Source organism: Marinobacter sp. F4218, from assembly GCF_019443085.1.
GTDB lineage: Bacteria > Pseudomonadota > Gammaproteobacteria > Pseudomonadales > Oleiphilaceae > Marinobacter > Marinobacter albus.
The window spans coordinates 568,586-591,097 of record NZ_JAHZIL010000004.1 but is presented as its reverse complement, the minus strand read 5'-3'; the positions used below and the strand labels follow the sequence as shown (position 1 = coordinate 591,097).

The following is a 22,512-nucleotide window of genomic DNA, read 5'->3' as shown; positions in this document are numbered from 1 at the left end:
ATGCAACATCCCGAACCTCAGGCCTACCAGGCGCCCCCGGAACTCGTCCGGGCGCTGGGCCGAGTTGCGGTATTCATGGGGGGGGATTCCGCCGAGCGCGAAGTGTCCCTGAAGAGCGGCAAGGCAGTGTTGTCAGCACTGGTGTCGGCCGGTGTCGATGCTTTTGCGGTCGACGTTCGCGGCTGCTTGCTGAAGACTGCCGAGAACCCGAATTTCGACCGTGTCTTTATCGCTCTGCACGGCCGCGGCGGAGAAGACGGTACGTTACAGGCCATTCTGTCTCAGGCCGGGATTCCCTACACCGGCAGTGAGATGCTGGCGTCTGCGCTGGCGATGGACAAACTGCGCACCAAGTACGTGTTCGAAGGTTGCGGGCTGCCGACCCCCAGGTTCCGCACCATGGCCGCTGCAGATGAGGCCGAGCAGATTGTCGCCGTGCTGAGACCGCCGCTGAGCGTAAAGCCTTCCCGGGAGGGGTCGAGCATTGGTATCCGCAAGGTCAGCAATGCCGCGGAGCTGGCAGAGGCCTATAAGCAAGCGGAAGCGCTGGACACCCTGGTGCTGGTGGAGGAGTGGATCGAGGGTCCGGAGTTCACGGTCAGTCTTCTGCAGGATCAGGCACTGCCGGCCATCGGCCTGAGCACCGATCATGTGTTCTACGACTATGACGCCAAGTACCTGGCCGATGATACCCATTACCGGATTCCCTGCGGCCTTGCACCGGAGGACGAGCTCCGTCTGCAACAGTTGGCGCTGGACGCCTTTCGGGTAGTCGGCTGCCGGACCTGGGGGCGGGTGGACATCATGCAGGACGAAGATGGCCAGTTCTGGTTGCTGGAAGTGAACACAGTGCCGGGCATGACCGACCACAGTCTGGTGCCGATGGCTGCGAAAGCCGCCGGGATCAGTTTCGAAGAACTGGTGGTCCGGATTCTGCGCGACACCCTGGAGGACGCCGATGCTTGAGACACTGCTGATCCGGAGTCGGGCGGTACCGTCCGAACCCTCGCGGCGCCGGGGGGCTACGTCCCTCGGGCCCGAGCGGGACCGGTTTGGTGTGTTGAAGGCGGTGCTCGCCGCGGTGCCCTGGCTGCAGGTGGGCATGGGCGCGGTGATCGTGTTGTTGGCGGCGCTGGTGCCCTGGGGCACCAGCAAGGTGCTGGGAGCCATGGACCAGCAATTTATGGCGGTCGACGTGAATGGCGAATTTATCGGCGACAGCCGGGTGGCGATTGAACGGGCTGCCGGTAACTGGATTGGCAAGAGTTATTTCGCCACGGACCTGTCGGAGATCAAGGCCAATCTGGAGCAAAGGCCCTGGGTTGAGTCGGCCGCCGTGCGCCGGGTGTGGCCCGATCGCCTGGTGATCGATATCCGGGAGAAAAAGCCGTTGGCCTACTGGACCGACGGGCGCCTGGTGAGTCGGACCGGGGAACTGTTTGCGCCGGCCAATCCGCAGGTCGCGGGGCGGCTGCCGAGGCTGGCTGGTCCGGATGAGCGGGTACGGGACGTCATCAAGATGGCTCAGATCATGAGTGAACAACTGGTTAGCCACGGTCTGAACTTTGCGGGGCTGTCACTGGAGCAGCGCGGTGCCTGGACGCTGCAGTTGGCCAACGGCATCGAAGTGGTGCTGGGTCGGGATCAGGTAGAGCAGAGGTTTGAACGGTTTATCACAGTGTATGAAACCCGGCTGGCGTCACGGTCGGATGAAGTCAGTCGGGTGGATGCCCGTTACACCAACGGTGTCGCGGTGCAGTGGAAAGCGGCGGAATCCGCTTCCGGCCCGAAATCATAGTAACGGTTAATTCAGACCACGGTTTGGTGAGATACATGTCATCGGTTGAAACGGAAAACATGATTGTCGGCCTCGATATCGGAACATCGAAGGTGGTTGCGATTGTCGGCAAACGCAAGATGGACGGCACCATTGAGGTGGTGGGTATTGGCTCGCACCCCTCGCGAGGGCTGAAGCGTGGGGTCGTGGTCAATATTGAAACCACGGTCCAGGCCATCCAGCGCGCAGTGGAAGAAGCTGAATTGATGGCAGGTTGCCGCATCCATTCGGTGTTTGCGGGCATTGCCGGCAGCCACATCAAGAGCCTGAACTCCCATGGCATTGTTGCGATCCGTGACCGCGAAGTGACCCAGGCCGATATCGATCGGGTGATTGATGCCGCCCAGGCAGTAGCGATTCCGGCAGATCAGAAAATCCTGCACATCCTGCCGCAGGAATTCGTGATTGATAGCCAGGAGGGCATCAAGGAGCCGATGGGCATGTCCGGTGTGCGCCTTGAAGCGAAGGTGCACCTGGTGACCTGTGCGGTGAACGCCGCTCAGAACATTGAGAAATGCGTGAAGCGCTGTGGCCTGGAGGTGGACGACATCATTCTGGAGCAACTGGCCTCCAGCCACGCGATCCTGACCGAGGACGAAAAAGAGCTTGGAGTCTGTGTTGTGGACATCGGTGGCGGCACCACGGACATCGCCGTCTTTACCGGCGGCGCTATCCGCCACACCGCGGTGATCCCCATCGCCGGTGACCAGGTCACCAACGACATTGCCATGGCACTGCGCACGCCCACGCAAAACGCCGAGGAGATCAAGATCAAGTATGCCTGCGCCCTGACCCAATTGGCGGGTGCAGATGAAACCATCAAGGTCCCGAGTGTCGGCGACCGAGCACCGCGGGACCTGTCCCGTCAGGCCCTGGCCGAGGTAGTGGAACCTCGTTATGAGGAGTTGTTCACCCTTGTGCAGTCGGAGTTGCGACGCTCAGGCTTCGAGGACCTGATTCCCGCGGGCATCGTGATTACAGGCGGTTCCTCCACCATGGAAGGCGTGGTGGAACTGGCCGAAGAAATCTTCCACATGCCGGTAAGGCTGGCCTGTCCGCAGGCGGTTTCCGGCATGACGGAAGTGGTCAACAACCCTATTTACGCCACGGGCGTGGGGTTGCTGATTCATGGCTTCCGCCAGATGGATCTTGGGCGGACGCCAGTGCTCAAGGGTGAGGAAGCACCCACGCTGTTTGAGCGAATGAAAGCCTGGTTCACCGGTCATTTCTGACGGCACCGGGAAGGCAGTAAACGAAGGTATCTCGAAAACACAATCTCGAAATAACAGCCTGGAAAGGCTGAATAAAACAGCACGAAGGAGTAGGGGAATGTTTGAACTCGTCGATAATGTCCAGCAAAACGCTGTCATTAAAGTCGTCGGTGTTGGTGGTGGTGGCGGTAATGCCGTACGTCACATGCTCAACAGCGACATTGAAGGTGTGGAGTTCATCTGCGCCAACACCGATGCCCAGGCACTGACCGATATGGATGCCCGGCAGATCATCCAGCTGGGTGGCAACATCACCAAGGGGCTGGGTGCGGGTGCAAACCCGGAGGTGGGGCGTCAGTCAGCCCTCGAAGACCGGGATCGCATCGCTGAGTCGCTCAAGGGCGCGGACATGGTGTTCATCACCGCCGGCATGGGGGGTGGTACCGGAACGGGGGCTGCGCCGGTGGTCGCGGAAGTCGCCCGTGAGCTCGGGATCCTGACCGTTGCCGTCGTCACCAAGCCTTTCATGTTTGAGGGTGGCAAGCGCATGAGCGTTGCCGAGTCCGGCCTGAAGGAACTGGAAGAAAGCGTCGACTCGCTGATCACCATCCCGAACGAGAAATTGCTGGCGGTCATGGGCAAGAAGACCAGCCTGCTGGATGCCTTCGCCTCAGCCAACGACGTATTGCTCGGCGCGGTTCAGGGCATTGCCGACCTGATTACCCGCAACGGCATGATCAACGTCGACTTTGCCGACGTAAAGACGGTCATGTCGGAGATGGGTATGGCGATGATGGGCACCGCCCGCGCGACCGGCGAAAACCGGGCCCGCGAAGCCGCCGAAGCTGCTGTCCGCAGCCCATTGCTGGAGGATATCAACCTGCAGGGTGCCAAGGGTATTTTGGTCAACATCACCGCTGGTATGGATCTCAACCTGGGCGAGTTCTCTGAAGTTGGTGACATCGTGCGCGAATTCGCGTCTGATTCCGCCACCGTCGTCGTGGGCACAGTGATTGATCCGGAGATGACTGATGAGCTCAAGGTAACCGTGGTTGCGACTGGCCTGGGAGGGGATCGCGAGAAGCCGACCAAGGTGGTGGACAATACCCGCACCCTGGACGGCAAAACCGACTACAACCAGCTTGATCGTCCGGCCGTTCTGCGCCGCCGTGCCGTATCTCACGGTAACGTGGCGATTGATCAGAGCAAAGAGAGCGAAGAGCAGGGGGTCGACTATCTCGACATTCCCGCATTCCTCCGTCGGCAGGCTGATTGATAATCTGTTGTAACTTTGGTCCGGTTTGGGGTTTGGCTCCATGGAATGTAAAAAATAATGAACCATTAATCCGGAAAAAACGTGCACTGATTACCGAACGTTGGCTTATTGTAAATTTGACGCAAAGCCAAGCTGGTTAAATGGTACTCAGTATTACTTTCTGATATTCTCCGGGCAGATTTTTGCTCAGAATATCGACATTTTGTGACGGAATAATGAACCGATGATCAGACAACGGACACTAAAAAACACTATCCGAGCAACGGGTGTGGGGCTGCACTCAGGAGAGAAGGTATACCTGACCCTGAAGCCCGCGCCGGTTGACTCGGGAATCATCTTCCGGAGGACCGATCTGGACCCAGCGGTCGAGATTCGTGCCTGCGCGGAAAATGTGGGTGAGACCATGCTGTCCACGACGCTGGTAAAAGACGGTGTCCGTGTGGCAACAGTAGAGCATCTGCTGTCAGCCATGGCTGGTCTCGGTATCGATAACTGCTTTGTGGAACTCAGTGCTGCCGAGGTGCCGATCATGGATGGTTCTGCGGGACCGTTTGTGTTTTTGCTCCAGTCTGCCGGCATCGCCGAGCAGGAAGCTGCCAAGCGTTTCATTCGCATCAAGCGCGAAGTGACCATTGAAGAGGGTGACAAGAAAGCCACCTTCCTGCCGTTTGAGGGCTTCAAGGTCAGCTTCGGCATCGATTTCGACCATCCGGTCTTCAAGGGCCGTGCCCAGACCGCCACTGTCGACTTTTCCAGCACTTCCTTTGTCAAGGAAGTGAGTCGCGCCCGGACTTTCGGGTTCATGCGTGATATTGAAAAGCTGCGGGCGATGAATCTGGCGTTGGGTGGTAGCGTGGATAACGCCATTGTGGTTGACGACTACAAGATTCTTAACGAAGACGGTCTTCGTTACGACGACGAGTTCGTCAAGCACAAGGTCCTGGACGCCATCGGTGACCTTTACCTGCTGGGCAACAGCCTGATTGGTGAGTTCCGTGGTATCAAGTCCGGTCACGACCTGAACAATAAGCTGCTCCGCAAGCTCAGGGCAGAAGAGGATGCATGGGAAGTGGTCACGTTTGACGACGAAGCCACCGCGCCTATCTCCTACATGAAACCTGTGCTGGCGGCCCAGGCTTAAGGCAGGACGCCTTAATCCCGGACGTGGCTTGCGAGTTTTTCGAGAACCTCGCGTAGTTTTTTATCCTTCGTGTGCCCGGCTTCCTCTTTGAGGAGCCGGGCATTTTCTTTGCTGAGCGGCGCTTTTCTGAATGCCGGCTTCTCCCGAAAGCGGGGTGGGGTCACTTTGACCTTCAGCTTCCAGACGTACCGGAACAGCTCATATTCGCGGACCTTTTCCATGATTTCGTGCTGGCGAAAACGGATCTGGCTGGCCTTGCCTGCGGTCTCTGCGGACAGCACGAGCTCTCCTTCATGGCAACTGACAAATCGGGTTCCGGCTGCAAGTGCCGGCGGCACAGCGCCAAGAACCTGTTCTTCTGCCTGGCGATGAAGTTCCGCCCTGGCGACAAGATCTTTCAAAACCGGCGTGCCACCGAGTTTGTCGAAGCTCAATTTCTGTTCACTTTTTCGCTTCATTGACGACCGTTCACTCGACGAATTCGTTTACGATTGGTTACACTTCGGCACGGTTTGTGCGTAGTGCCTGTATTAGACTCGTTTTACATTGTGGAAACTCACTATGTCTACCCGGGCGCTGCGACTTTTTAGGTACGTAGTTGTTGTCATGGACGGCAAGCCCACTCGGAAACTTCCGGGGCGCAACACTACAGGAACCAGGTTGCGGCTCAACGATGAAACCAGATGACAATATGAACATTATCCTTGTTGGCAAGCACCATGGGAAATCCCGTGTGGTGGCACTGAACGGCGCCGTCGCCATCGGCCTTGTTCTTCTTGTGCTTGCCTTGCTCGGTTGTGCTGGCTGGGCGGGCTATCAGGTCGCGATCAGTAAAGCCGAAGCAGAGAAGCCGACTCCTTCCGGATTGGTTGCCCACTGGAAAGCGCGCCTGGATGAGCAGAAGTCCGAGCTGGTCGCGGTGGAGCAGGAAGTTCAGCAGCAGATTGACGCGCTGACGCTTCGTTTGGGTGCGATGCAGGGTCGCCTGCTCCGGTTGGATGCACTCGGACAGCGGTTTGTTGAATCCGGACTGGTCGCCAGTGAGGAGTTCAATTTTAGCGAGCCAGCAGCCGTTGGTGGTCCGGAAGGCGGTACTGAGAAAGAGTCCTTCACCGCGCCCGGTCTGACCGCCATGATCGAGCGACTGGAAGCCCAACTCGATGACCGCGAACAGCAGTTGCGCCTGCTGGACAAGCTTGCCTCCCGTAAGAAGCTGGAGGAGGAGATGTTTGTCGAGGGGCGCCCGATCACCTGGGGCTGGCTCTCCTCCAAGTACGGGTACCGCTCCGATCCCTTCACCGGTAAGCGTACCTGGCACGACGGCGTCGACCTGGCGGGTAAGGATGGCAGTGACATCATTTCGGTGGCTGGTGGCGTCGTTACCTGGGCGGGAGACCGGTACGGCTACGGCAACCTCGTGGAAATCGACCATGGTGATGGCCTGGTGACCCGGTACGGGCACTGCAAGACCATCAAGGTCAAGGTCGGTGATGTGGTCCAGAAAGGGCAGGTAGTCGCCCTGATGGGCAGCACTGGCCGGTCGACCGGGCCGCATGTGCATTTCGAGGTTCTGGACAACGGTCGCTCCAAAGATCCGGTAAAATACATCGCCCGTTCGAGCAACTAGGCGCGTTTTCATCCCGGTTTTCTTGCCTTTCCCTGAGTCCCGTAATCGCCGGCAGCATCTGTAATCATCCGCGCCGGCGGTCCGAACACATCAGTAAGTTATATCAAATCCGGCGGCTGTGAGGCCCACCTTTTGTCCTGTCGCGAAATAAGGTTAGAATGCCGGCTTCCTCCGTTTAATCAAAGAAGCAGTGGTCTATGTTCGCAAAGCTTGCAACCAAAATGTTCGGCAGTAAAAACGCCCGGGAAATCAAGAGAATGCGCAAGGTTGTGTCGCGCATTAATGAACTTGAGGAGCAGTTTGGCAATCTGTCTGATACTGAGTTGCAGGGCAAGACCGCTGAGTTCCGTCGGCGTATCGATGAAGGTGAGACCCTTGAAGCCGTTATGCCGGAGGCTTTTGCCACGGTTCGGGAGGCGGGTCGTCGAGTCATGGGCATGCGCCACTACGATGTGCAGCTGGTGGGTGCGATAACGCTCCATGAAGGGCATATCGCCGAAATGAAGACCGGCGAGGGCAAGACGCTGGTAGCGACGGCATCGGTCTATCTGAATGCGTTACCCGGCAAAGGGGTGCACCTGGTGACGGTGAACGACTACCTCGCTCGCCGCGACGCCGAGTGGATGGGCAAGCTGTACCGCTTCCTCGGACTGCAGGTCGGCGTGGTGGCATCGGGTCAGCCGCAGGAAGAGAAGCGCGCTGCCTATCAGGCTGACATCACCTACGGCACCAACAACGAGTTTGGCTTCGACTACCTTCGGGACAACATGGCGTTCAGCACCGAAGACAAGGTGCAGCGAGGACTCAACTACGCCATCGTGGACGAAGTGGACTCCATCCTGATTGACGAGGCCCGTACTCCGCTGATTATTTCTGGCGCTGCCGAAGACAGCTCCAAGATGTACAAGGCGATCAATGAGCTGATTCCAAACCTGGAGCAGGGTGAGGTGCCCGAGGAAGGCGAACCCACAGGTGATTTCACTATTGATGAAAAGTCCCGGCAGGTGGAACTTACTGAGGCTGGCCATGAACGGGTCGAAGAGCTGCTGCTGAAAGAGGGCCTCCTGAGGGAAGGTGAGAGTCTGTACTCGGCCGCCAACCTGAGCCTGCTGCACCATGTGCACTCGGCTCTGCGTGCGCACCATCTGTTCCAGAAAGACGTTGACTACATCGTCCAGGGTGGCCAGGTGGTGATTGTCGACGAGCATACCGGACGCACCATGCCCGGCCGCCGCTGGAGCGAAGGTCTGCATCAGGCCGTTGAGGCCAAGGAAGGAGTTGATATCCAGGCGGAGAGCCAGACCTTGGCCTCCACCACCTTCCAGAATTATTTCCGTCTGTACGACAAACTCGCGGGTATGACCGGTACCGCGGATACCGAAGCCTTTGAATTCCGTCAGATTTACGGCCTGGACGTCGTGGTCATTCCGCCCAACAAGCCGATTCAGCGGATTGATTACAACGACCTTGTCTATCTGACCCAGGACGAAAAATTCCACGCCATCATCGACGAGATCAAGGATGTCACCACCGAGGGCCGCCCGATTCTGGTGGGTACGGCGTCCATCGAGGCCTCCGAACTGTTGTCAATGCTGCTCAAGAAGGCCCGGATCGAGCACAAGATCCTGAACGCCAAGCAGCACGATTCCGAAGCCCTGATCATTGCCCAGGCCGGCCGTCCCGGAGCGGTTACCATTGCCACCAACATGGCGGGTCGTGGTACCGACATCGTGCTGGGCGGTAACTGGGAATTCGAAGTCGCGGACATGGAGAACCCGTCCGAGGAAGATATCGCGAAGATCAAGGCCGAGTGGACCGAACGTCACAATCAGGTGCTGGACGCCGGCGGTCTGCACATCATCGGCACCGAGCGCCACGAGTCCCGTCGTATCGATAACCAGCTGCGCGGTCGTGCCGGTCGTCAGGGTGATCCGGGTTCCTCTCGCTTCTTCCTGTCCCTGGAAGACAACCTCATGCGGATCTTTGCGCCAGATCGGGTCAAGAGCCTGATGCAGGCCATGGGCATGAAGAAGGGCGAGGCTATCGAGCACCGCATGGTCACCAACGCCATCGAGAAATCCCAGCGCAAGGTGGAAGGTCGCAACTTCGACATGCGGAAAACCCTGCTGGAATACGACGACGTGGCCAACGATCAGCGGACAGTCATCTATGAGCAGCGCAACGAGGTGATGTCCTCTGAGGACATCTCCGAGATGGTGGACACCATCCGGGCCGATGTCGTCGAAACTCTGATCAGCGAGTATATCCCGCCCCAGAGCATGCCGGAGCAGTGGGATGTCGCCGGGCTGGAATCCCAGCTCCAGTCGGAGATGGCCCTGGATCTGCCGGTTCAGAAATGGCTGGAAGAGGACAGCAACCTGTACGAGGAAAATCTCCGTCAGAAAATTCTCGACGAGGTTGTGACCGCCTACAAGGCGAAGGAAGAGATAGCCGGCTCCGAGGCGATGCGCAAGTTCGAGAAGCAGGTCTTCCTGCAGGTGCTGGATACTTTGTGGAAGGAACACCTTTCCAACATGGATCACCTGCGTCGCGGTATCCATCTGCGTGGCTACGCCCAGAAGAACCCCAAGCAGGAGTATAAGCGCGAGGCCTTTAACCTGTTTGAGGACATGCTTGAAACCATGAAGCGCGACGTCACTCGCGTGCTTTGTCACGTCCGGGTTCAGAGCCGCGAGGAGATGGAGGAGGTCGAGCGTCGTCGCAAGCAGGAGCTTGAGCAGGAGCTGGCCCGGGCTCGCCTGCGCCATGACCAGACCAGCGCGACCGCCGAGAGCCAGCGTGAGCGAGAGGCCCAGGGTGCGCAGCAGCCTGCGGGTACCCCGGAAACCTTTGTCCGGCAGGAACCAAAGGTGGGGCGCAATGAACCGTGTCCGTGCGGGTCTGGCAAGAAGTACAAGCAGTGTCACGGCAAGGTCAGCTGATCACCGACACTGAATGAGAGTTGGAGACCCGCAACCTGACATGGTCAGGCTGCGGGTTTTTGCGTTTTGAATTGCCTGTTTCAGGCGTTATCAGAGGAGTTGCAGGATGGCGGTAGGTCCCGGAACCTTGCCCGAATTTTTCCCGGTTGCCGGAGTCAAGCTGGGCATTGCCAGTGCCGGCATCAAGAAGCCCGGACGAAAGGACATTGTGTTGTTTGAGCTGGCGCCGGAAAGCCGCGTTGCAGGTATTTTTACCCGTAACCAGTTCTGTGCGGCGCCGGTGACCCTGAGTCGCCGACACCTGGCACAGAAGGCGCCGCGCTATCTGCTTATCAATACCGGTAATGCCAATGCGGGTACCGGCGAGCGAGGTATGACCGATGCTATTGCCTGCTGTGGCGCCCTGGCCGAGAGGGCCGGCGTTAGCCCGGAGGAGGTGCTGCCATTTTCCACCGGAGTGATAGGCGAGCCGTTACCCGTTGAGAAGATTGTCCGGGCACTTCCCGAGGCGCTTGCGAATACCGATGAGAACCGTTGGGCCGAGGCAGCCAGCGGTATCATGACCACGGATACTCGTCCCAAGGGAGCGTCCCGTCAGCTCGATCTTGACGGTCATACCGTGACCATCTCCGGGATCAGCAAGGGTGCCGGGATGATTCGTCCGAACATGGCAACCATGTTGGGGTTCATCGCGACCGATGCCCGCATTGAGCCCGGGTTGTTGCAGGCGCTGGCCGTCGAGCTTGGAGAAAAATCCTTCAACCGCATCACCATTGACGGTGATACCTCGACCAACGACTGCTGCATGCTGATGGCCAGCGGTCAGTATGGGGGACCGGAAATCAGGCCCGACAGCCCGACGCTGGCGAAACTGCGGGAGGCGCTGGAGCAGGTATACCTGGAACTGGCCCACGCCATCGTCCGGGACGGTGAGGGTGCCACCAAGTTTGTTACGATTGACGTTGCGGGCGCCGCGGGCCAGAAGGAAGCACTGGATGTCGCCTATACGGTCGCCCATTCGCCTCTGGTGAAGACCGCGTTGTTTGCCTCGGACCCCAACTGGGGGCGGATTCTGGCGGCCGTGGGACGGGCGGGTGTTCCCGATCTGGATCTCAATGCCCTGGAGATTTTCCTGGGCGATGTGTGCCTGGTCCGAAACGGTGGGCGTGCTGACGACTACTCGGAAGAACGGGGCCAGGCAGTCATGGACCGGGAAGAGATCACCATTGCCATCGACCTGAAACGCGGTGATGTGAGGGAAACAATCTGGACCTGCGACTTCTCCCACGACTACGTCACCATCAATGCCGAGTACCGGACTTGAGCATGACCGGGCTGAGCTCTGTGGTCAGAGAGGTGCATGTTGCAGTGGCAGTGGTGATACGTGATGGCAGGGTGCTGATTGCCCGGCGGCCAGATCATGTGCATCAGGGTGGGTTGCTGGAGTTCCCCGGTGGCAAGGTTGAGCCCGGTGAGACGGTGCAGCAGGCCCTGATTCGGGAGATTGCGGAAGAGACTGGTCTGAGCGTGCCTGAGAGCTCCCTGGAGCCGGTCATCGGGATTCGCCATGACTACGGCGACAAGCGAGTGTTTCTGGACGTCTGGCGCACGCAGGACGCTGCTGGAGTTGCCGAGGGCCGTGAAGGTCAGCCGGTGGAGTGGGTGTTGCCCGATGAACTGCGGGATGAGGACTTTCCCGCTGCCAACCGGCCAATCATCCGGGCCCTGAGGTTGCCCGCGGTCCTGCCCATCACCGGTGCCATCGGGAATGTGACTGACGGCGTGTCGGCATTACGGGCCTCGCTGGCGCGATCGGCGGCGGGCCTGGTCGTTCTGCGAGCGCCCGCCCTGGCGCCGGTGGAATACCTGCGATTGTCAAGACACTCGCTGCCGGAGTGCAGCGAGGCTGGTGTCGGACTGATTGTCCATGGCGGCCCTGCGATGTACCGGGAAACCCCGGGGGCAGCCGGGCTGCATCTGCCCGGGCGGGAAGCTGCCGCGTTGTCGGCCCGCCCGATTTCTCATGGCGCCTGGCTTGGCGTGTCCTGTCATGATGCCGGGCAGATTGCCCACGCGACCGCGCTGGGGGCGGACTATGTCACCCTTGGACCGGTTAAGCCTACGGCCACCCATCCGGAAGCCAAAGCAATCGGCTGGGATGAATTCAGACGCCTGGCGGCTGCCGCCCGGGTTCCTGTCTATGCTCTCGGTGGACTGGGGCCCGACGATGTAACACGTGCCCGTGACGAAGGCGGTCAGGGTGTGGCGGGCATCCGGTTCTGGTGGCCTGAACTCTGACGGTTGACGGCGGTGTCGCCGGTCATCTGGTATGCTCGTCCTCCTGCAGTAGTCATTCCCGTTCAACAATTCCTGGAGACATTGTGAGCAAACTGACGCATCTTGATGACAAGGGTGAGGCCCGCATGGTCGATGTGACCGAGAAAGCGGTCACCGAACGTGAGGCACGCGCCGAGGCCACGATACGCATGGCACCGGCAACCCTGAATATGATTATTGAGGGTGAACATCCCAAGGGTGATGTGCTGGCGGTTGCCCGAATTGCGGGCATCATGGCCGCCAAGAAAACCCATGAGCTGATCCCCCTGTGCCATTCACTTAACCTTACCTCGGTGAAAGTAGAGCTGACGCCTGGAGATGATGGCGCTTCGGTCCACATCCTGACCCGCTGCAAGCTCTCTGGTCAGACCGGTGTGGAAATGGAAGCGCTGACCGCAGCCAGCGTTGCGGCTCTGACCCTCTATGACATGTGTAAGGCAGTGGATCGCGGCATGGAAATAGGGGCGGTCCGCCTGCTCGAGAAAATAGGTGGGCGCAGCGGCCATTGGGTGGCGGAAAGTCCCTGAGGTTTAATCCGGGCGGATCGCCGGTGCGTAAATCACCGATATCTCAACATCATCGGAGGAGCTACAGTGCCGGGACTACGCCAAGCCGACGGCCGCGTGATAGAATGCGCGGCCCGATTGACTGAACCACGAGGAACGACTGTGGCTGTTCGTTACATCCAGACCTGCCGGTTGCCGACCCCGTTCGGGGTGTTTGACATGCACGGCTTTGAAGAACCGGACACTGGCAAAGAACACATAGCACTGACACTGGGTGAATTGAACAGCACGGAACCCATGCTTGCCCGGACCCACTCCGAGTGCCTGACCGGTGATGCGCTTTACAGCATGCGATGTGACTGTGGTTATCAACTCGAAGAGGCCTTGCGCAGCATAGCCCGGGAAGGTCGGGGGATCCTCATGTATCTGCGTCAGGAAGGTCGGGGTATTGGGCTGTTGAACAAGATTCGTGCCTACCACCTGCAGGATCAGGGCGCGGACACCGTAGAAGCCAATGAACGGCTCGGCTTTGCGGCAGATCTTCGGGATTACAGCATGTGCAAGGACATGCTGGAGCACCTGGGCATCAAAAGCCTGAGGCTCATGACCAACAACCCCCGCAAGGTAAAGGCCCTGTCGTCCTATGGCATCGACATAGCCGAGCGGGTGCCCCTGCACGTGGGGCGCAACCCCCATAACGAGCACTACCTCGACACCAAGCAAAGTAAGCTCGGACACTGGTTTGAGACTCATCAGGACGACGATCCCGAGGGATAATGCCGCGCTGTCGGTCCGCCCAAAGAAAAGCCCGCCGTTATGGCGGGCTTTTTTGTGCCTGCGACCGGTCTACTTGACCGCTTTCAGGCTCTGGCGCTGCAGGCGTTCCATGCGCTCTGCAATGGCAATTCGAATGCCGTCGGCGTCGAGCCCGCAATCTTCGAGCAGTTCGCCGTGCTTGCCGTGGTCAATGAAGGTGTCAGGCAGGCCCAGTTGTAGCACGGGCATCAGAACCTCGCACCGATTCAGGAACTCTGTTACGGCACTGCCTGCACCGCCGGCAATGGCGTTTTCTTCCAGGGTCACCAGTAACTCATGTTGCTCGGCGAGCGCCAGCACCAGTTCCTCGTCCAGTGGTTTCACAAAACGCATGTCCGCGACCGTGGCACCCAGTGCCTCTGCGGCTTCCAGCGCCGGCGCCAGCAGCGTGCCAAAATTCAGGATGGCCACACCGCTGCCTTCGCGAACGCGGCGCCCCTTGCCCATGGGCAGCGCCTGCAACTCCTGTTGGATTGCCACGCCGGGACCGGTGCCGCGCGGGTATCGTACCGCGGCGGGGCCACTGAACATCAGCCCCGTGTGCAGCAATTGCCGGGTTTCATTCTCGTCGGAAGGTGTCATGACCACCATGTTCGGAATGCAGCGAAGGTAACTGATATCGAACGCGCCGGCGTGGGTTGGCCCGTCTTCACCGACCAGTCCAGCGCGGTCAATGGCGAACAGAACATCCAGATTCTGAATGGCGACGTCGTGTATCAGCTGGTCGTAGCCGCGTTGCAGAAACGTGGAATAGATTGCCACCACCGGCTTGGCACCGTCGCAGGCCAGACCAGCAGCCAGAGTGACCGAATGCTGTTCGGCAATGGCGACGTCGAAATAACGGTCCGGGAAGCGTTCGGAGAAGGCCAGCAGGTCCGAGCCTTCGCACATGGCCGGAGTGATGCCCACGACCCGCTCGTCCTGGGCCGCAGCATCACACAGCCATTGGCCGAAAACGTTGGCGTACTTGGGCTTCGCCGGCTTGGGCTTGACCGGTTCCGGCTTGCTGGGCGGCACCGGGTCGATCTTGTTAATGGCATGGTAGCCAATGGGGTCTGCCTCGGCCGGCGCGAAGCCCTTGCCCTTGGTGGTCACTACGTGCAGGAATTGTGGGCCTTCCAACTCCCGAATGTTCTCCAGGGTTTCGACCAGCAGCGGCAGGTCGTGGCCATCGATCGGGCCAATGTAATTGAATCCCAGCTCCTCGAACAGGGTGCCGGGCGCAATCATGCCCTTGAAGTGTTCTTCGGTCTTTTTCGCCAGTGCCATCAGATGTGGTGTGCCCTGAAGTACCTTCTTGCTGCTGTCCCGGACCTGATTGTAGGTCCGGCTGGAAAGCAGTTTGGCGAAATAATTGGACAGGCCGCCGACGTTACGGGAAATCGACATGTCGTTGTCGTTCAGAATAACCAGCATGTCCGCATGCAGGTGGCCGGCATGGTTCAGGGCCTCGAAGGCCATGCCCGCGGTCATGGCGCCATCGCCGATCACGGCAATGCTCTTGCGACCGGTTTTCTGAAGACGCGCGGCGATGGCCATGCCCAGTGCAGCGCTGATGGAAGTGCTGGAATGGCCCACGCCGAAGGTATCGTACTCACTTTCAGCCCGCTTCGGGAATCCGGCCAGACCGTCCTTGCGACGAATCGTGCCCATCTGTTCCCGCCGGCCGGTCAGTATCTTGTGGGGGTAGGCTTGATGGCCCACATCCCAGACCAGGCGGTCTTCCGGGGTGTTGAACACGTAATGCAGGGCAACGGTCAGTTCCAGTACGCCCAGGCCTGCGCCGAAATGGCCTCCGGTCTGTCCGACCGACCACAGCAGAAACGCCCTCAGCTCCCTGGCCAGCTGCGTAAGCTGGTCAGCGGGCAGCTCTCGCAGCTGAGCCGGTGAATCCATTCGGTCCAGCATAGGGGTATTGGGCCGCTGTGACGGGATTTCCTTGAAAATATAAGTGTCCTGCATCTGCTCGGGTCTTTTCCGGAATGTTCGGCAACTGCTTGGCATTATAGGGGAACAGGGCCGCCTGTTTCACACCCATTGGGCCAGTTATTGCGAGATTGTTAAGCTCAGTGTGCGCCCTTCAGGCGCCGGGATTCAATGGGTCCGTGCCACCACATAATCGGCCATCGCCCGCAGTGGATCGGCCTCGGGGCCGAAGTCCCTCAGACTTTCCTGGGCACTGGCAAGCAGTGCGGCCAGATGCTCCCTGGCACCGGCCACGCCGAGCAGGGCCGGGTAGGTGGGCTTGGCGCGTGCGGCATCCGAACCCTGGGGCTTGCCAATAACCGCGGTATCGCCTTCGATGTCCAGCAGGTCGTCCTGCACCTGGAAGGCCAGGCCCAGTGCCTTGGCGTAGGTGCCCAGATTGCCAAGTGCCGATTCGGGCACGGCGGGGGCAGTCAGTGCACCCAGCTTCACGCTGGCCTCAATGAGTGCCCCGGTCTTGTGCCGGTGCATGGTTTCGAGCTGGGCGAGGGACAGGGTTTTGCCAACAGACTCCAGATCAATGGCCTGGCCGCCGACCATTCCGTAGTGGCCGCTTGCTCCAGCCAGTTCATGCACCATGGCAAGTCGTGCCGCCGCCTCGATCTTGTCATTGCCGGACAGCCAGCGGAAGGCCAGCGCCTGAAGCGCGTCGCCGGCGAGAATCGCGGTGGCCTCATCGAACGCAATATGCGTGGTCGGACGACCCCGGCGCAACTCGTCATCGTCCATGGCGGGCAAATCGTCGTGGATCAGAGAGTAGGCATGGATCAGTTCCACCGCGCAGGCGGGCGCCAGCACTTCGTCACCGGTCTGCCCGGCCGCCTTGGCTGCAGCCAGACAAAGGGCGGGGCGAATTCGTTTGCCCCCGCCAAGCACGCTGTAGCGCATGGCTTCCTGCAGTCGCTCGGAGGCGCAACCGTGCTCCAGGCAGCGTTCGAGTTCGGCGTCCACCCGGACGCGACAGGTCTCAAGGAAGTCCTGAGCCAGCTTGTTCTGATCAGTCATCAATCCGAATCGTCCGGAGTAAACGGTTGGGTTTCCAGGGTGCCATCGCTGTTCTGGACCAGTTGCTCGACCCGCTGTTCGGCACTTTTCAGGGCCTGTTGGCACTCCCGGGTGAGTTTGACGCCGCGCTCGAACGCGGTCAGTGACTGCTCGAGAGACAGTTCGCCCTGTTCCAGATCCCGGACGAGCGTTTCCAGTTCATCAAGGGATTTTTCGAAATCGGCAATGGATGTGGCGCCTTGTTCACTGGCCATCAGGGGCCCTCCGATGGGTGGCAGAATTTCGCGGATTATATCAGAGCTTGCCGGCTACCGCTGCCAGTGGAAACGCCGGCATGGGTGGGGTTCGGCATTGGGGCCCCAGCCCTGTTCGCTGACTCGTATTTCACCGCTTCGGGAGACGCTGACAATGGTGGTGGCGCGGGTTCCGTAGGAATCACCGACAATGAACGGCGAAGACAGGAAGCGCTCGGTATCAATGCCGACGCCGGTATCCGGCAGCAAATGGTCCGGAGCCGGTGTCGTATCCTGAAGCAGGGCGATCAGTTCCTGATGTAATGCTTCGGCGTCATTATCGGCCGATGCCACGGTATCGCCTACGGCCTGCCTCAGGCGCAGCAACTTGGGCCATGGCGTTTGCAGCAGATGATTGCTAAGCCCGTAGACGCCGCGGTGTATGTTCCGACCGGGGTGAGCGTCGCGATTGCTGTAATACCAGCCCGACGAATCGTTCAGATAAACAAGGTTGAACCCTGCGTACTGCCCGGGTTCATCGGATAATCTGGCCGCGAGGTCCGGGATCGGCTCCTCAAGGGCTCGCAACGGCAGTTCCCCACGACTGTTGCGGCCGTCTTCGGGGGTGCCCTCGCGTACGTTGGTCACCGCGCTGACGGTGCCGTCGCCGGAAATTGCCAGCCAGGTGCCGCCGGATTGCAAATCCCGTCCGGCCAGTATCCGGGTGCCCTGCGTGGTCTCCCACCAATCCATCGGCGCTGTTGGGCGCCGGAAAAATTCGTCCCGGTTGGCAGCCACCACAAGGGGAAAGTTGGCGTTTTGGCCAAGGGTAAAAGCGATAAGGCACATAGTGTCGCGTGGCACTCCCGGATTTGATGAAGTTGGCAGTTGCGGTGTGTATCATACCAGCCTTGTTCTGCGGGGCTATGGACAAGGCGATGACCCTGATTTACGTATTTGCTTCCTATCTGGCGCTTGGTGCCCTTGCTGGTACGCTGGCGGGTCTGTTTGGTATCGGTGGCGGGCTTATTATTGTCCCTGTACTGATTTTCAGTTTCGGTCTTCAGGGCATCAGTCCTGAAATCGCAGCCCATCTGGCGGTTGGCACCTCTCTGGCGACCATTGTGTTTACCTCTCTCAGCTCCATCCGGTCCCATCACCGGCACGGGGCCGTCCGTTGGGATATTTTTCGGCCCATGGCAGTGGGTATCGTGGTCGGCGCGATAATTGGCGCCTGGTCAGCGTCGTTGTTGAGCGGGCCGGCACTGGAACTGGTGATCGGGGTGTTTGTCATCGCGGTCGCCATCAAGATGCTGACCGGTGCCAACCCCAAGCCGGGGCGGGTTGTTCCGGGCCAACCGGGTCTTGTCGCCTCCGGGGGAGTAATTGGCTGGGCCTCTGCCATCTTCGGGATCGGTGGTGGCACCCTGACGGTGCCCTATATGACCTGGTGCAATGTGCGCATGCAGAACGCGGTGGGCACCTCTGCGGCGTGTGGCTTACCGATTGCCGTCGCCGGTGCACTGGGTAACATCTGGACGGGGTGGGGCAACACCTACCTGCCAGAGTACAGCGTTGGGTTTATTTACCTGCCCGCACTCCTGGGTATCATCCTGACCAGCGTGGTGTTCGCCCGGGTGGGGGCTACGCTGGCGCACCGGTTGGATGCCGTGGTCCTGAAACGAGTTTTTGCCGTCGTCCTGCTTCTTGTGGGGCTCCGTTTTCTTTTGAGCTGAGAGGTTGTCGATGCTGCAGCATCCCCAGATTGATCCGGTGGCCATTGCCATCGGTCCACTCAAGATTCATTGGTATGGCCTGACCTACCTGGTGGGGTTTGTTGCCGGTTGGTGGCTCGGGCGCTTGCGTACTCGCAAACCAGGGTCTCCGATCGACGAAGAGCAGATGGGGGACCTGCTGTTCTACCTGGCCCTTGGGGTAATCCTCGGTGGCCGGTTTGGCTACGTGATCTTCTACAATTTCGATGTTTTCCTGGCGGACCCCCTCTGGCTGCTGCGGGTTTGGGAGGGCGGCATGTCCTTTCACGGTGGCCTGCTGGGCGTCATGCTGGCAATGTGGTGGTACGGGCGCAAAGTCGGAGCCGGTTTCTGGAAAATCGCTGACTTCGTGGCGCCGCTGGTGCCGGTTGGGCTAGGCGCGGGTCGTATTGGTAACTTTATCAATGGCGAACTATGGGGCAAGCCGACCGATGTGTCTTGGGGCATGGTCTTTCCGACTGCGCCGGATGCACTGGCCCGGCACCCCTCCCAGCTGTATCAGTTTGCCCTTGAGGGCGTTGCGCTGTTCGTTATCCTGTGGTGGTTTTCAGCAAAGCCCAGACCGCGGATGGCGGTGTCCGGCATGTTTCTGATTTTCTATGGCGTGTTCCGGTTCATGGTGGAATTCGTGCGCGAACCGGATCCGCAACTTGGATACCTGGCGTTTGATTGGCTAACCATGGGGCAAGTGCTGTCGACGCCGATGATTTTGGCTGGTGCCGCCCTTATGTACATTGCTTACCGGAGAAATGCGGAATGAAAGCCTATCTCGACCTGATGCAGGATGTTGTCGATAACGGATACGGTAAAGGTGACCGGACTGGCGTCGGCACGCGATCCGTGTTCGGGCGCCAGGTCCGCTTCAATCTCCAGGATGGTTTTCCGCTGGTCACCACCAAGAAAGTCCATCTGCGCAGTATTATTTACGAGTTGCTCTGGTTCCTGAACGGTTCCACCGACAACTCCTGGCTGCAAGAGCGCAAGGTGTCGATCTGGAACGAGTGGGCCCTGGACGATGGCGACCTGGGACCGATATACGGCAAGCAGTGGCGTAGTTGGCAGTGCCCGGACGGTCGGGTGGTCGATCAGATCAGCGAAGTGGTTGAGCAGATCCGAGCCAAGCCGAACTCCCGGCGCCTGATTGTCTCGGCCTGGAATCCGGCCGAACTTCCGGACGAGTCCATCGGCCCCCAGGATAACGTTCGTCAAGGTCGTATGGCGCTGGCCCCCTGCCATTGCCTGTTCCAGTTCTACGTGGCCGACGGCAAGCTCTCCTGCCAGCTCTACCAGCGCAGCGCCGATCTCTTTCTCGGCGTGCCGTTCAATATTGCCTCTTACGCCCTGTTGACACATATGATCGCCCAGCAATGCGATCTGGACGTTGGTGAGTTCGTGCATACGTTTGGTGATTGCCACCTGTACCAGAACCACTTGACTGACGACATTGTCTTCGAACAGCTCAAACGTGAACCGCGTGCCCTGCCGAAGCTGGTGATCAGGCGCAAACCGGCATCCATCTTCGAGTATGAACTGGAAGATTTTGAGTTCGAAGGTTATGACCCTTATCCGGGGATCAAGGCTCCGATCGCGATTTAAACTTCAGTTGACTGTTTCTTCAGCCTGACTGCGGGCGGGAGGTAGAGCTTGCCAACGCCAAAGCAAGAGGATCCGAAATGAGGAAAGCCCTCATCGTCGCCATGTCCCGTAACCGGGTCATCGGTCGCAACAACAATCTCCCTTGGTACCTGCCGGGCGACCTGCGCTACTTCAAGCAGGCGACCATGGGCAAGCCCATAATCATGGGGCGTAAGACCTGGGATTCCATTGGTCGGCCACTGCCGGGTCGCATGAACGTGGTTATTTCCCGGAATCCGGACTGGCAGGCACCCGCCGGCACGGTGGCGGCAACGTCGCTGCAGGATGCGTTGGTCAAAGCCGAGGCTCAGGCCGAGCTGGAAGGGGGGGACGAGGTGATGATCATCGGGGGCGGCCAGATCTATACCGAGGCGCTACCGATGGTGGATCGAATGTACGTCACCCAGGTGCACGCAGAAGTGGACGGGGACGCGTTCTTTCCGGAAGTGGACTGGGGCCAGTGGGAAGAGATCGGACGGGAGGATTTCTCCGCGTCCGACAACAATCCGTACGACTACAGTTTCGTCGTCTACCAGCGCCAGGCTTAAGCCTGGCGGGGTGGGCGCTTTCCAGCGGGCTTGCCGCCCTTGCCGGGCGGTTTACCGCGACCGCCTGGGCCGCCTTTGCCCTTGGGCCCGCCTTTCTTGAAGCCCCCTTTCGGGCCCTTGCGAAACTCGCCAGGACGCCCGCCTTTGCGATCACGGCGGGGCGGGGTGGCAGAAACGACCGGCAGGGCTTCCGGCTGCTCCAGCGGCAGTGAGCCTGGCTGCGCAGCTTCCATCCAGCACGCCAGGGCACCGGCAACCATCGCCATATCCATCTCATTACGCTCGGCAATCTCGTCGAGCAGCGACATCGCCTTCGCCAGTTTCTTGTCCTCCGCGAAACCCAGCAGCTGGGCCTCAAACTGCTGTTCCCGCATCTTCTTGAGATCAGTGGGGGAGGGCAGTTCGTAGGCTTCCATCGGCGAATTGGTGGCGCGCTCAAGGGTCTTCAGCCAGCTGCGCTCACGGGGAGTGACCAGCAGGATGGCTTTGCCAGTACGACCGGCGCGACCGGTCCGGCCCACCCGGTGGATGTAGGCTTCAGTATCGTAGGGCACGTCGTAGTTGATGACGTGAGTGATGCGAGAGACGTCCAGACCGCGGGCGGCTACATCGGTCGCAATGATGATGTCTTTCTTGCCACGTTTCAGGTCTTCAACGGTTTGCTCGCGCTGGCGCTGATTCAGATCGCCACTCAGGGGCGCGACGGCATGGCCGCGTGCCGACAGTTTCTCCGCCAGCATGGTGGTTTCGGCCTTGGTGCGCACGAAGATAATGGCGGCATCGATCGGTTCGACTTCCAGGATGCGGGTCAGGGCGTCCAGCTTGCGCTCGGCGTAGACCGGCAGGACGAACTGGGAGATCCGCTCGACCGTCCGGGTTTCGCTCTCGATTTTTACTTCGGTTGCGTTGCGCAGGTAGGTCTGGGCGACCTTCTTGATCTGAGGAGGCATGGTGGCCGAGAACAAGGCGCGCTGGCAGTTCTCTGGCGTCTTGGCCAGGATCGCTTCGACATCGTCAATGAAACCCATGCGCAGCATTTCGTCGGCTTCGTCCAGAACCAGAGCCTTGAGGCTGTCCAGTTTCAGGGTACCCTTGCGCAGATGATCGAGCATGCGCCCCGGGGTGCCGACAATAACCTGGGCACCGCGCCTCAGGCCCTTGATCTGGGGATAAAAATCCTGGCCGCCGTAAATCGGCAGCACATGGAACTGGCGGAACTTGCTGGCGTAGGTTGTGAATGCCTCAGCCACCTGAATGGCCAGTTCCCGGGTCGGAGCCAACACCAGAATCTGGGGCTCAGTGATGGATGCGTCAATTCGGCTCAGCAGAGGAAGCGCAAAGGCCGCTGTTTTACCGGTACCTGTCTGGGCAACACCCAAAAGATGGTTTCCGGCCAGCAGTGCGGGGATGGACTGAGCCTGAATGGGAGACGGTTTTTCATAGCCAACAGCGGTCACGGCTTCAAGTACGGCCGGGTCCAGACCCAGTTCGGCAAAGGACAATTCTGACATTGATTTACTCGGAATTCGGGGGGTAAGGCATTGTCGGGCAATGCACGATGTGGCCGCATTATAGCCGCTTTGCCGTTGCTTTAATATGCATAATCCCCTAATCCCTGTAGGTAGTTGCCGGTGCGC

General features: G+C 59.6%; 21 protein-coding genes. 15 read left to right on the top strand and 6 right to left on the bottom strand.

From position 1 onward, the window contains the following. The 5 genes from K0B93_RS18060 (at position 1) to lpxC (ending at position 5,465) form a co-directional block, all read left to right on the top strand. The gene (locus tag K0B93_RS18060; protein WP_219868692.1) at positions 1–966 is read left to right on the top strand and encodes a D-alanine--D-alanine ligase; all 966 of its coding nucleotides are present in this window, start codon (positions 1–3) and stop codon (positions 964–966) included. Continuing rightward, on the top strand, positions 959–1,798 hold the full coding sequence (locus K0B93_RS18055) for a cell division protein FtsQ/DivIB (RefSeq protein WP_219868642.1): 840 nt from the start codon (positions 959–961) through the stop codon (positions 1,796–1,798). The genes K0B93_RS18060 and K0B93_RS18055 overlap by 8 nt, the downstream gene beginning before the upstream one ends. A gap of 35 nt (positions 1,799–1,833) precedes the next feature. Beyond that, positions 1,834–3,069, top strand: coding sequence for a cell division protein FtsA (gene ftsA / locus K0B93_RS18050; RefSeq protein WP_219868641.1), 1,236 nt, complete (start codon positions 1,834–1,836; stop codon positions 3,067–3,069). 97 nt (positions 3,070–3,166) lie between these two features. Continuing rightward, positions 3,167–4,324, top strand: coding sequence for a cell division protein FtsZ (ftsZ, locus tag K0B93_RS18045; RefSeq protein ID WP_219868640.1), 1,158 nt, complete (start codon positions 3,167–3,169; stop codon positions 4,322–4,324). Positions 4,325–4,547: 223 nt separating this feature from the next. Next, positions 4,548–5,465, top strand: a complete 918-nt coding sequence (lpxC, locus tag K0B93_RS18040; protein ID WP_219868639.1) for a UDP-3-O-acyl-N-acetylglucosamine deacetylase — start codon at positions 4,548–4,550, stop codon at positions 5,463–5,465. An 11-nt stretch (positions 5,466–5,476) separates the two neighbouring features. On the opposite strand, the gene K0B93_RS18035 is transcribed toward lpxC, so the two are convergent. Then, positions 5,477–5,923: a DUF721 domain-containing protein gene (locus K0B93_RS18035; protein WP_219868638.1), complete on the bottom strand. Its 447-nt coding sequence runs from the start codon at positions 5,921–5,923 to the stop codon at positions 5,477–5,479. A gap of 233 nt (positions 5,924–6,156) precedes the next feature. Here K0B93_RS18035 and K0B93_RS18030 point away from each other — a divergent pair, with 233 nt between their 5' ends. The 6 genes from K0B93_RS18030 (at position 6,157) to ribA (ending at position 13,654) form a co-directional block, all read left to right on the top strand. Beyond that, the gene (locus tag K0B93_RS18030; RefSeq protein WP_228743582.1) at positions 6,157–7,092 is read left to right on the top strand and encodes a M23 family metallopeptidase; all 936 of its coding nucleotides are present in this window, start codon (positions 6,157–6,159) and stop codon (positions 7,090–7,092) included. 197 nt (positions 7,093–7,289) lie between these two features. Then, positions 7,290–10,034: a preprotein translocase subunit SecA gene (gene secA, locus K0B93_RS18025; protein ID WP_219868636.1), complete on the top strand. Its 2,745-nt coding sequence runs from the start codon at positions 7,290–7,292 to the stop codon at positions 10,032–10,034. A gap of 106 nt (positions 10,035–10,140) precedes the next feature. Continuing rightward, positions 10,141–11,358, top strand: a complete 1,218-nt coding sequence (gene argJ / locus K0B93_RS18020) for a bifunctional glutamate N-acetyltransferase/amino-acid acetyltransferase ArgJ (RefSeq protein ID WP_219868635.1) — start codon at positions 10,141–10,143, stop codon at positions 11,356–11,358. 2 nt (positions 11,359–11,360) lie between these two features. Continuing rightward, complete coding sequence (locus K0B93_RS18015) at positions 11,361–12,332, top strand: Nudix family hydrolase (RefSeq protein ID WP_219868634.1); 972 nt, start codon at positions 11,361–11,363, stop codon at positions 12,330–12,332. A gap of 83 nt (positions 12,333–12,415) precedes the next feature. Further along, positions 12,416–12,898 (top strand): cyclic pyranopterin monophosphate synthase MoaC, encoded by a 483-nt coding sequence (gene moaC / locus K0B93_RS18010; RefSeq protein ID WP_324125812.1) that lies wholly within the window; start codon positions 12,416–12,418, stop codon positions 12,896–12,898. A gap of 141 nt (positions 12,899–13,039) precedes the next feature. Continuing rightward, positions 13,040–13,654: a GTP cyclohydrolase II gene (gene ribA / locus K0B93_RS18005; RefSeq protein WP_219868633.1), complete on the top strand. Its 615-nt coding sequence runs from the start codon at positions 13,040–13,042 to the stop codon at positions 13,652–13,654. Between the two features lie 69 nt (positions 13,655–13,723). On the opposite strand, the gene dxs is transcribed toward ribA, so the two are convergent. The 4 genes from dxs to K0B93_RS17985 all read right to left on the bottom strand — a co-directional run bounded on the left by dxs (position 13,724) and on the right by K0B93_RS17985 (position 17,766). Next, positions 13,724–15,655, bottom strand: coding sequence for a 1-deoxy-D-xylulose-5-phosphate synthase (gene dxs, locus K0B93_RS18000; protein ID WP_219868632.1), 1,932 nt, complete (start codon positions 15,653–15,655; stop codon positions 13,724–13,726). Positions 15,656–15,787: 132 nt separating this feature from the next. Next, positions 15,788–16,684 carry a polyprenyl synthetase family protein gene (locus tag K0B93_RS17995; RefSeq protein ID WP_219868631.1) on the bottom strand — a complete coding sequence of 299 codons (897 nt, stop codon included), beginning with the start codon at positions 16,682–16,684 and terminating at the stop codon, positions 15,788–15,790. Continuing rightward, entirely contained in the window at positions 16,684–16,938 is a 255-nt protein-coding gene (locus K0B93_RS17990; RefSeq protein WP_219868630.1) for an exodeoxyribonuclease VII small subunit, read from the bottom strand. Before K0B93_RS17990 ends, K0B93_RS17995 begins: the two co-directional genes overlap by 1 nt. Before the next feature lie 54 nt (positions 16,939–16,992). After that, the gene (locus K0B93_RS17985) at positions 16,993–17,766 is read right to left on the bottom strand and encodes an NRDE family protein (RefSeq protein WP_219868629.1); all 774 of its coding nucleotides are present in this window, start codon (positions 17,764–17,766) and stop codon (positions 16,993–16,995) included. Between the two features lie 89 nt (positions 17,767–17,855). On the opposite strand from K0B93_RS17985, the gene K0B93_RS17980 reads away from it, so the two are divergent. The 4 genes from K0B93_RS17980 (at position 17,856) to K0B93_RS17965 (ending at position 20,875) form a co-directional block, all read left to right on the top strand. Then, positions 17,856–18,653, top strand: a complete 798-nt coding sequence (locus K0B93_RS17980; RefSeq protein WP_219868628.1) for a sulfite exporter TauE/SafE family protein — start codon at positions 17,856–17,858, stop codon at positions 18,651–18,653. 10 nt (positions 18,654–18,663) lie between these two features. Next, positions 18,664–19,452, top strand: a complete 789-nt coding sequence (gene lgt, locus K0B93_RS17975) for a prolipoprotein diacylglyceryl transferase (RefSeq protein WP_219868627.1) — start codon at positions 18,664–18,666, stop codon at positions 19,450–19,452. Next, positions 19,449–20,288: a thymidylate synthase gene (locus K0B93_RS17970; RefSeq protein ID WP_219868626.1), complete on the top strand. Its 840-nt coding sequence runs from the start codon at positions 19,449–19,451 to the stop codon at positions 20,286–20,288. Before lgt ends, K0B93_RS17970 begins: the two co-directional genes overlap by 4 nt. 77 nt (positions 20,289–20,365) lie before the next feature. Next, positions 20,366–20,875 carry a dihydrofolate reductase gene (locus K0B93_RS17965; RefSeq protein ID WP_219868625.1) on the top strand — a complete coding sequence of 170 codons (510 nt, stop codon included), beginning with the start codon at positions 20,366–20,368 and terminating at the stop codon, positions 20,873–20,875. Here K0B93_RS17965 and K0B93_RS17960 read toward each other — a convergent pair. Further along, positions 20,872–22,386, bottom strand: a complete 1,515-nt coding sequence (locus K0B93_RS17960; RefSeq protein WP_219868624.1) for a DEAD/DEAH box helicase — start codon at positions 22,384–22,386, stop codon at positions 20,872–20,874. The two genes, K0B93_RS17965 and K0B93_RS17960, sit on opposite strands and share 4 nt — an antisense overlap. Positions 22,387–22,512 lie beyond the last annotated feature (126 nt).

Excerpts from the sequence above, each read along its gene's own strand:
- K0B93_RS18060 (WP_219868692.1), top strand. The coding sequence starts at position 1 with ATGCAACATCCCGAACCTCAGGCCTACCAGGCGCCCCCGGAACTCGTC.
- K0B93_RS18055 (WP_219868642.1), top strand. The coding sequence starts at position 959 with ATGCTTGAGACACTGCTGATCCGGAGTCGGGCGGTACCGTCCGAACCC.
- ftsA (WP_219868641.1), top strand. The coding sequence starts at position 1,834 with ATGTCATCGGTTGAAACGGAAAACATGATTGTCGGCCTCGATATCGGA.
- ftsZ (WP_219868640.1), top strand. The coding sequence starts at position 3,167 with ATGTTTGAACTCGTCGATAATGTCCAGCAAAACGCTGTCATTAAAGTC.
- lpxC (WP_219868639.1), top strand. The coding sequence starts at position 4,548 with ATGATCAGACAACGGACACTAAAAAACACTATCCGAGCAACGGGTGTG.
- K0B93_RS18035 (WP_219868638.1), bottom strand. The coding sequence starts at position 5,923 with ATGAAGCGAAAAAGTGAACAGAAATTGAGCTTCGACAAACTCGGTGGC.
- K0B93_RS18030 (WP_228743582.1), top strand. The coding sequence starts at position 6,157 with ATGAACATTATCCTTGTTGGCAAGCACCATGGGAAATCCCGTGTGGTG.
- secA (WP_219868636.1), top strand. The coding sequence starts at position 7,290 with ATGTTCGCAAAGCTTGCAACCAAAATGTTCGGCAGTAAAAACGCCCGG.
- argJ (WP_219868635.1), top strand. The coding sequence starts at position 10,141 with ATGGCGGTAGGTCCCGGAACCTTGCCCGAATTTTTCCCGGTTGCCGGA.
- K0B93_RS18015 (WP_219868634.1), top strand. The coding sequence starts at position 11,361 with ATGACCGGGCTGAGCTCTGTGGTCAGAGAGGTGCATGTTGCAGTGGCA.
- dxs (WP_219868632.1), bottom strand. The coding sequence starts at position 15,655 with ATGCAGGACACTTATATTTTCAAGGAAATCCCGTCACAGCGGCCCAAT.
- K0B93_RS17995 (WP_219868631.1), bottom strand. The coding sequence starts at position 16,684 with ATGACTGATCAGAACAAGCTGGCTCAGGACTTCCTTGAGACCTGTCGC.
- K0B93_RS17990 (WP_219868630.1), bottom strand. The coding sequence starts at position 16,938 with ATGGCCAGTGAACAAGGCGCCACATCCATTGCCGATTTCGAAAAATCC.
- K0B93_RS17985 (WP_219868629.1), bottom strand. The coding sequence starts at position 17,766 with ATGTGCCTTATCGCTTTTACCCTTGGCCAAAACGCCAACTTTCCCCTT.
- K0B93_RS17980 (WP_219868628.1), top strand. The coding sequence starts at position 17,856 with ATGACCCTGATTTACGTATTTGCTTCCTATCTGGCGCTTGGTGCCCTT.
- lgt (WP_219868627.1), top strand. The coding sequence starts at position 18,664 with ATGCTGCAGCATCCCCAGATTGATCCGGTGGCCATTGCCATCGGTCCA.
- K0B93_RS17970 (WP_219868626.1), top strand. The coding sequence starts at position 19,449 with ATGAAAGCCTATCTCGACCTGATGCAGGATGTTGTCGATAACGGATAC.
- K0B93_RS17965 (WP_219868625.1), top strand. The coding sequence starts at position 20,366 with ATGAGGAAAGCCCTCATCGTCGCCATGTCCCGTAACCGGGTCATCGGT.
- K0B93_RS17960 (WP_219868624.1), bottom strand. The coding sequence starts at position 22,386 with ATGTCAGAATTGTCCTTTGCCGAACTGGGTCTGGACCCGGCCGTACTT.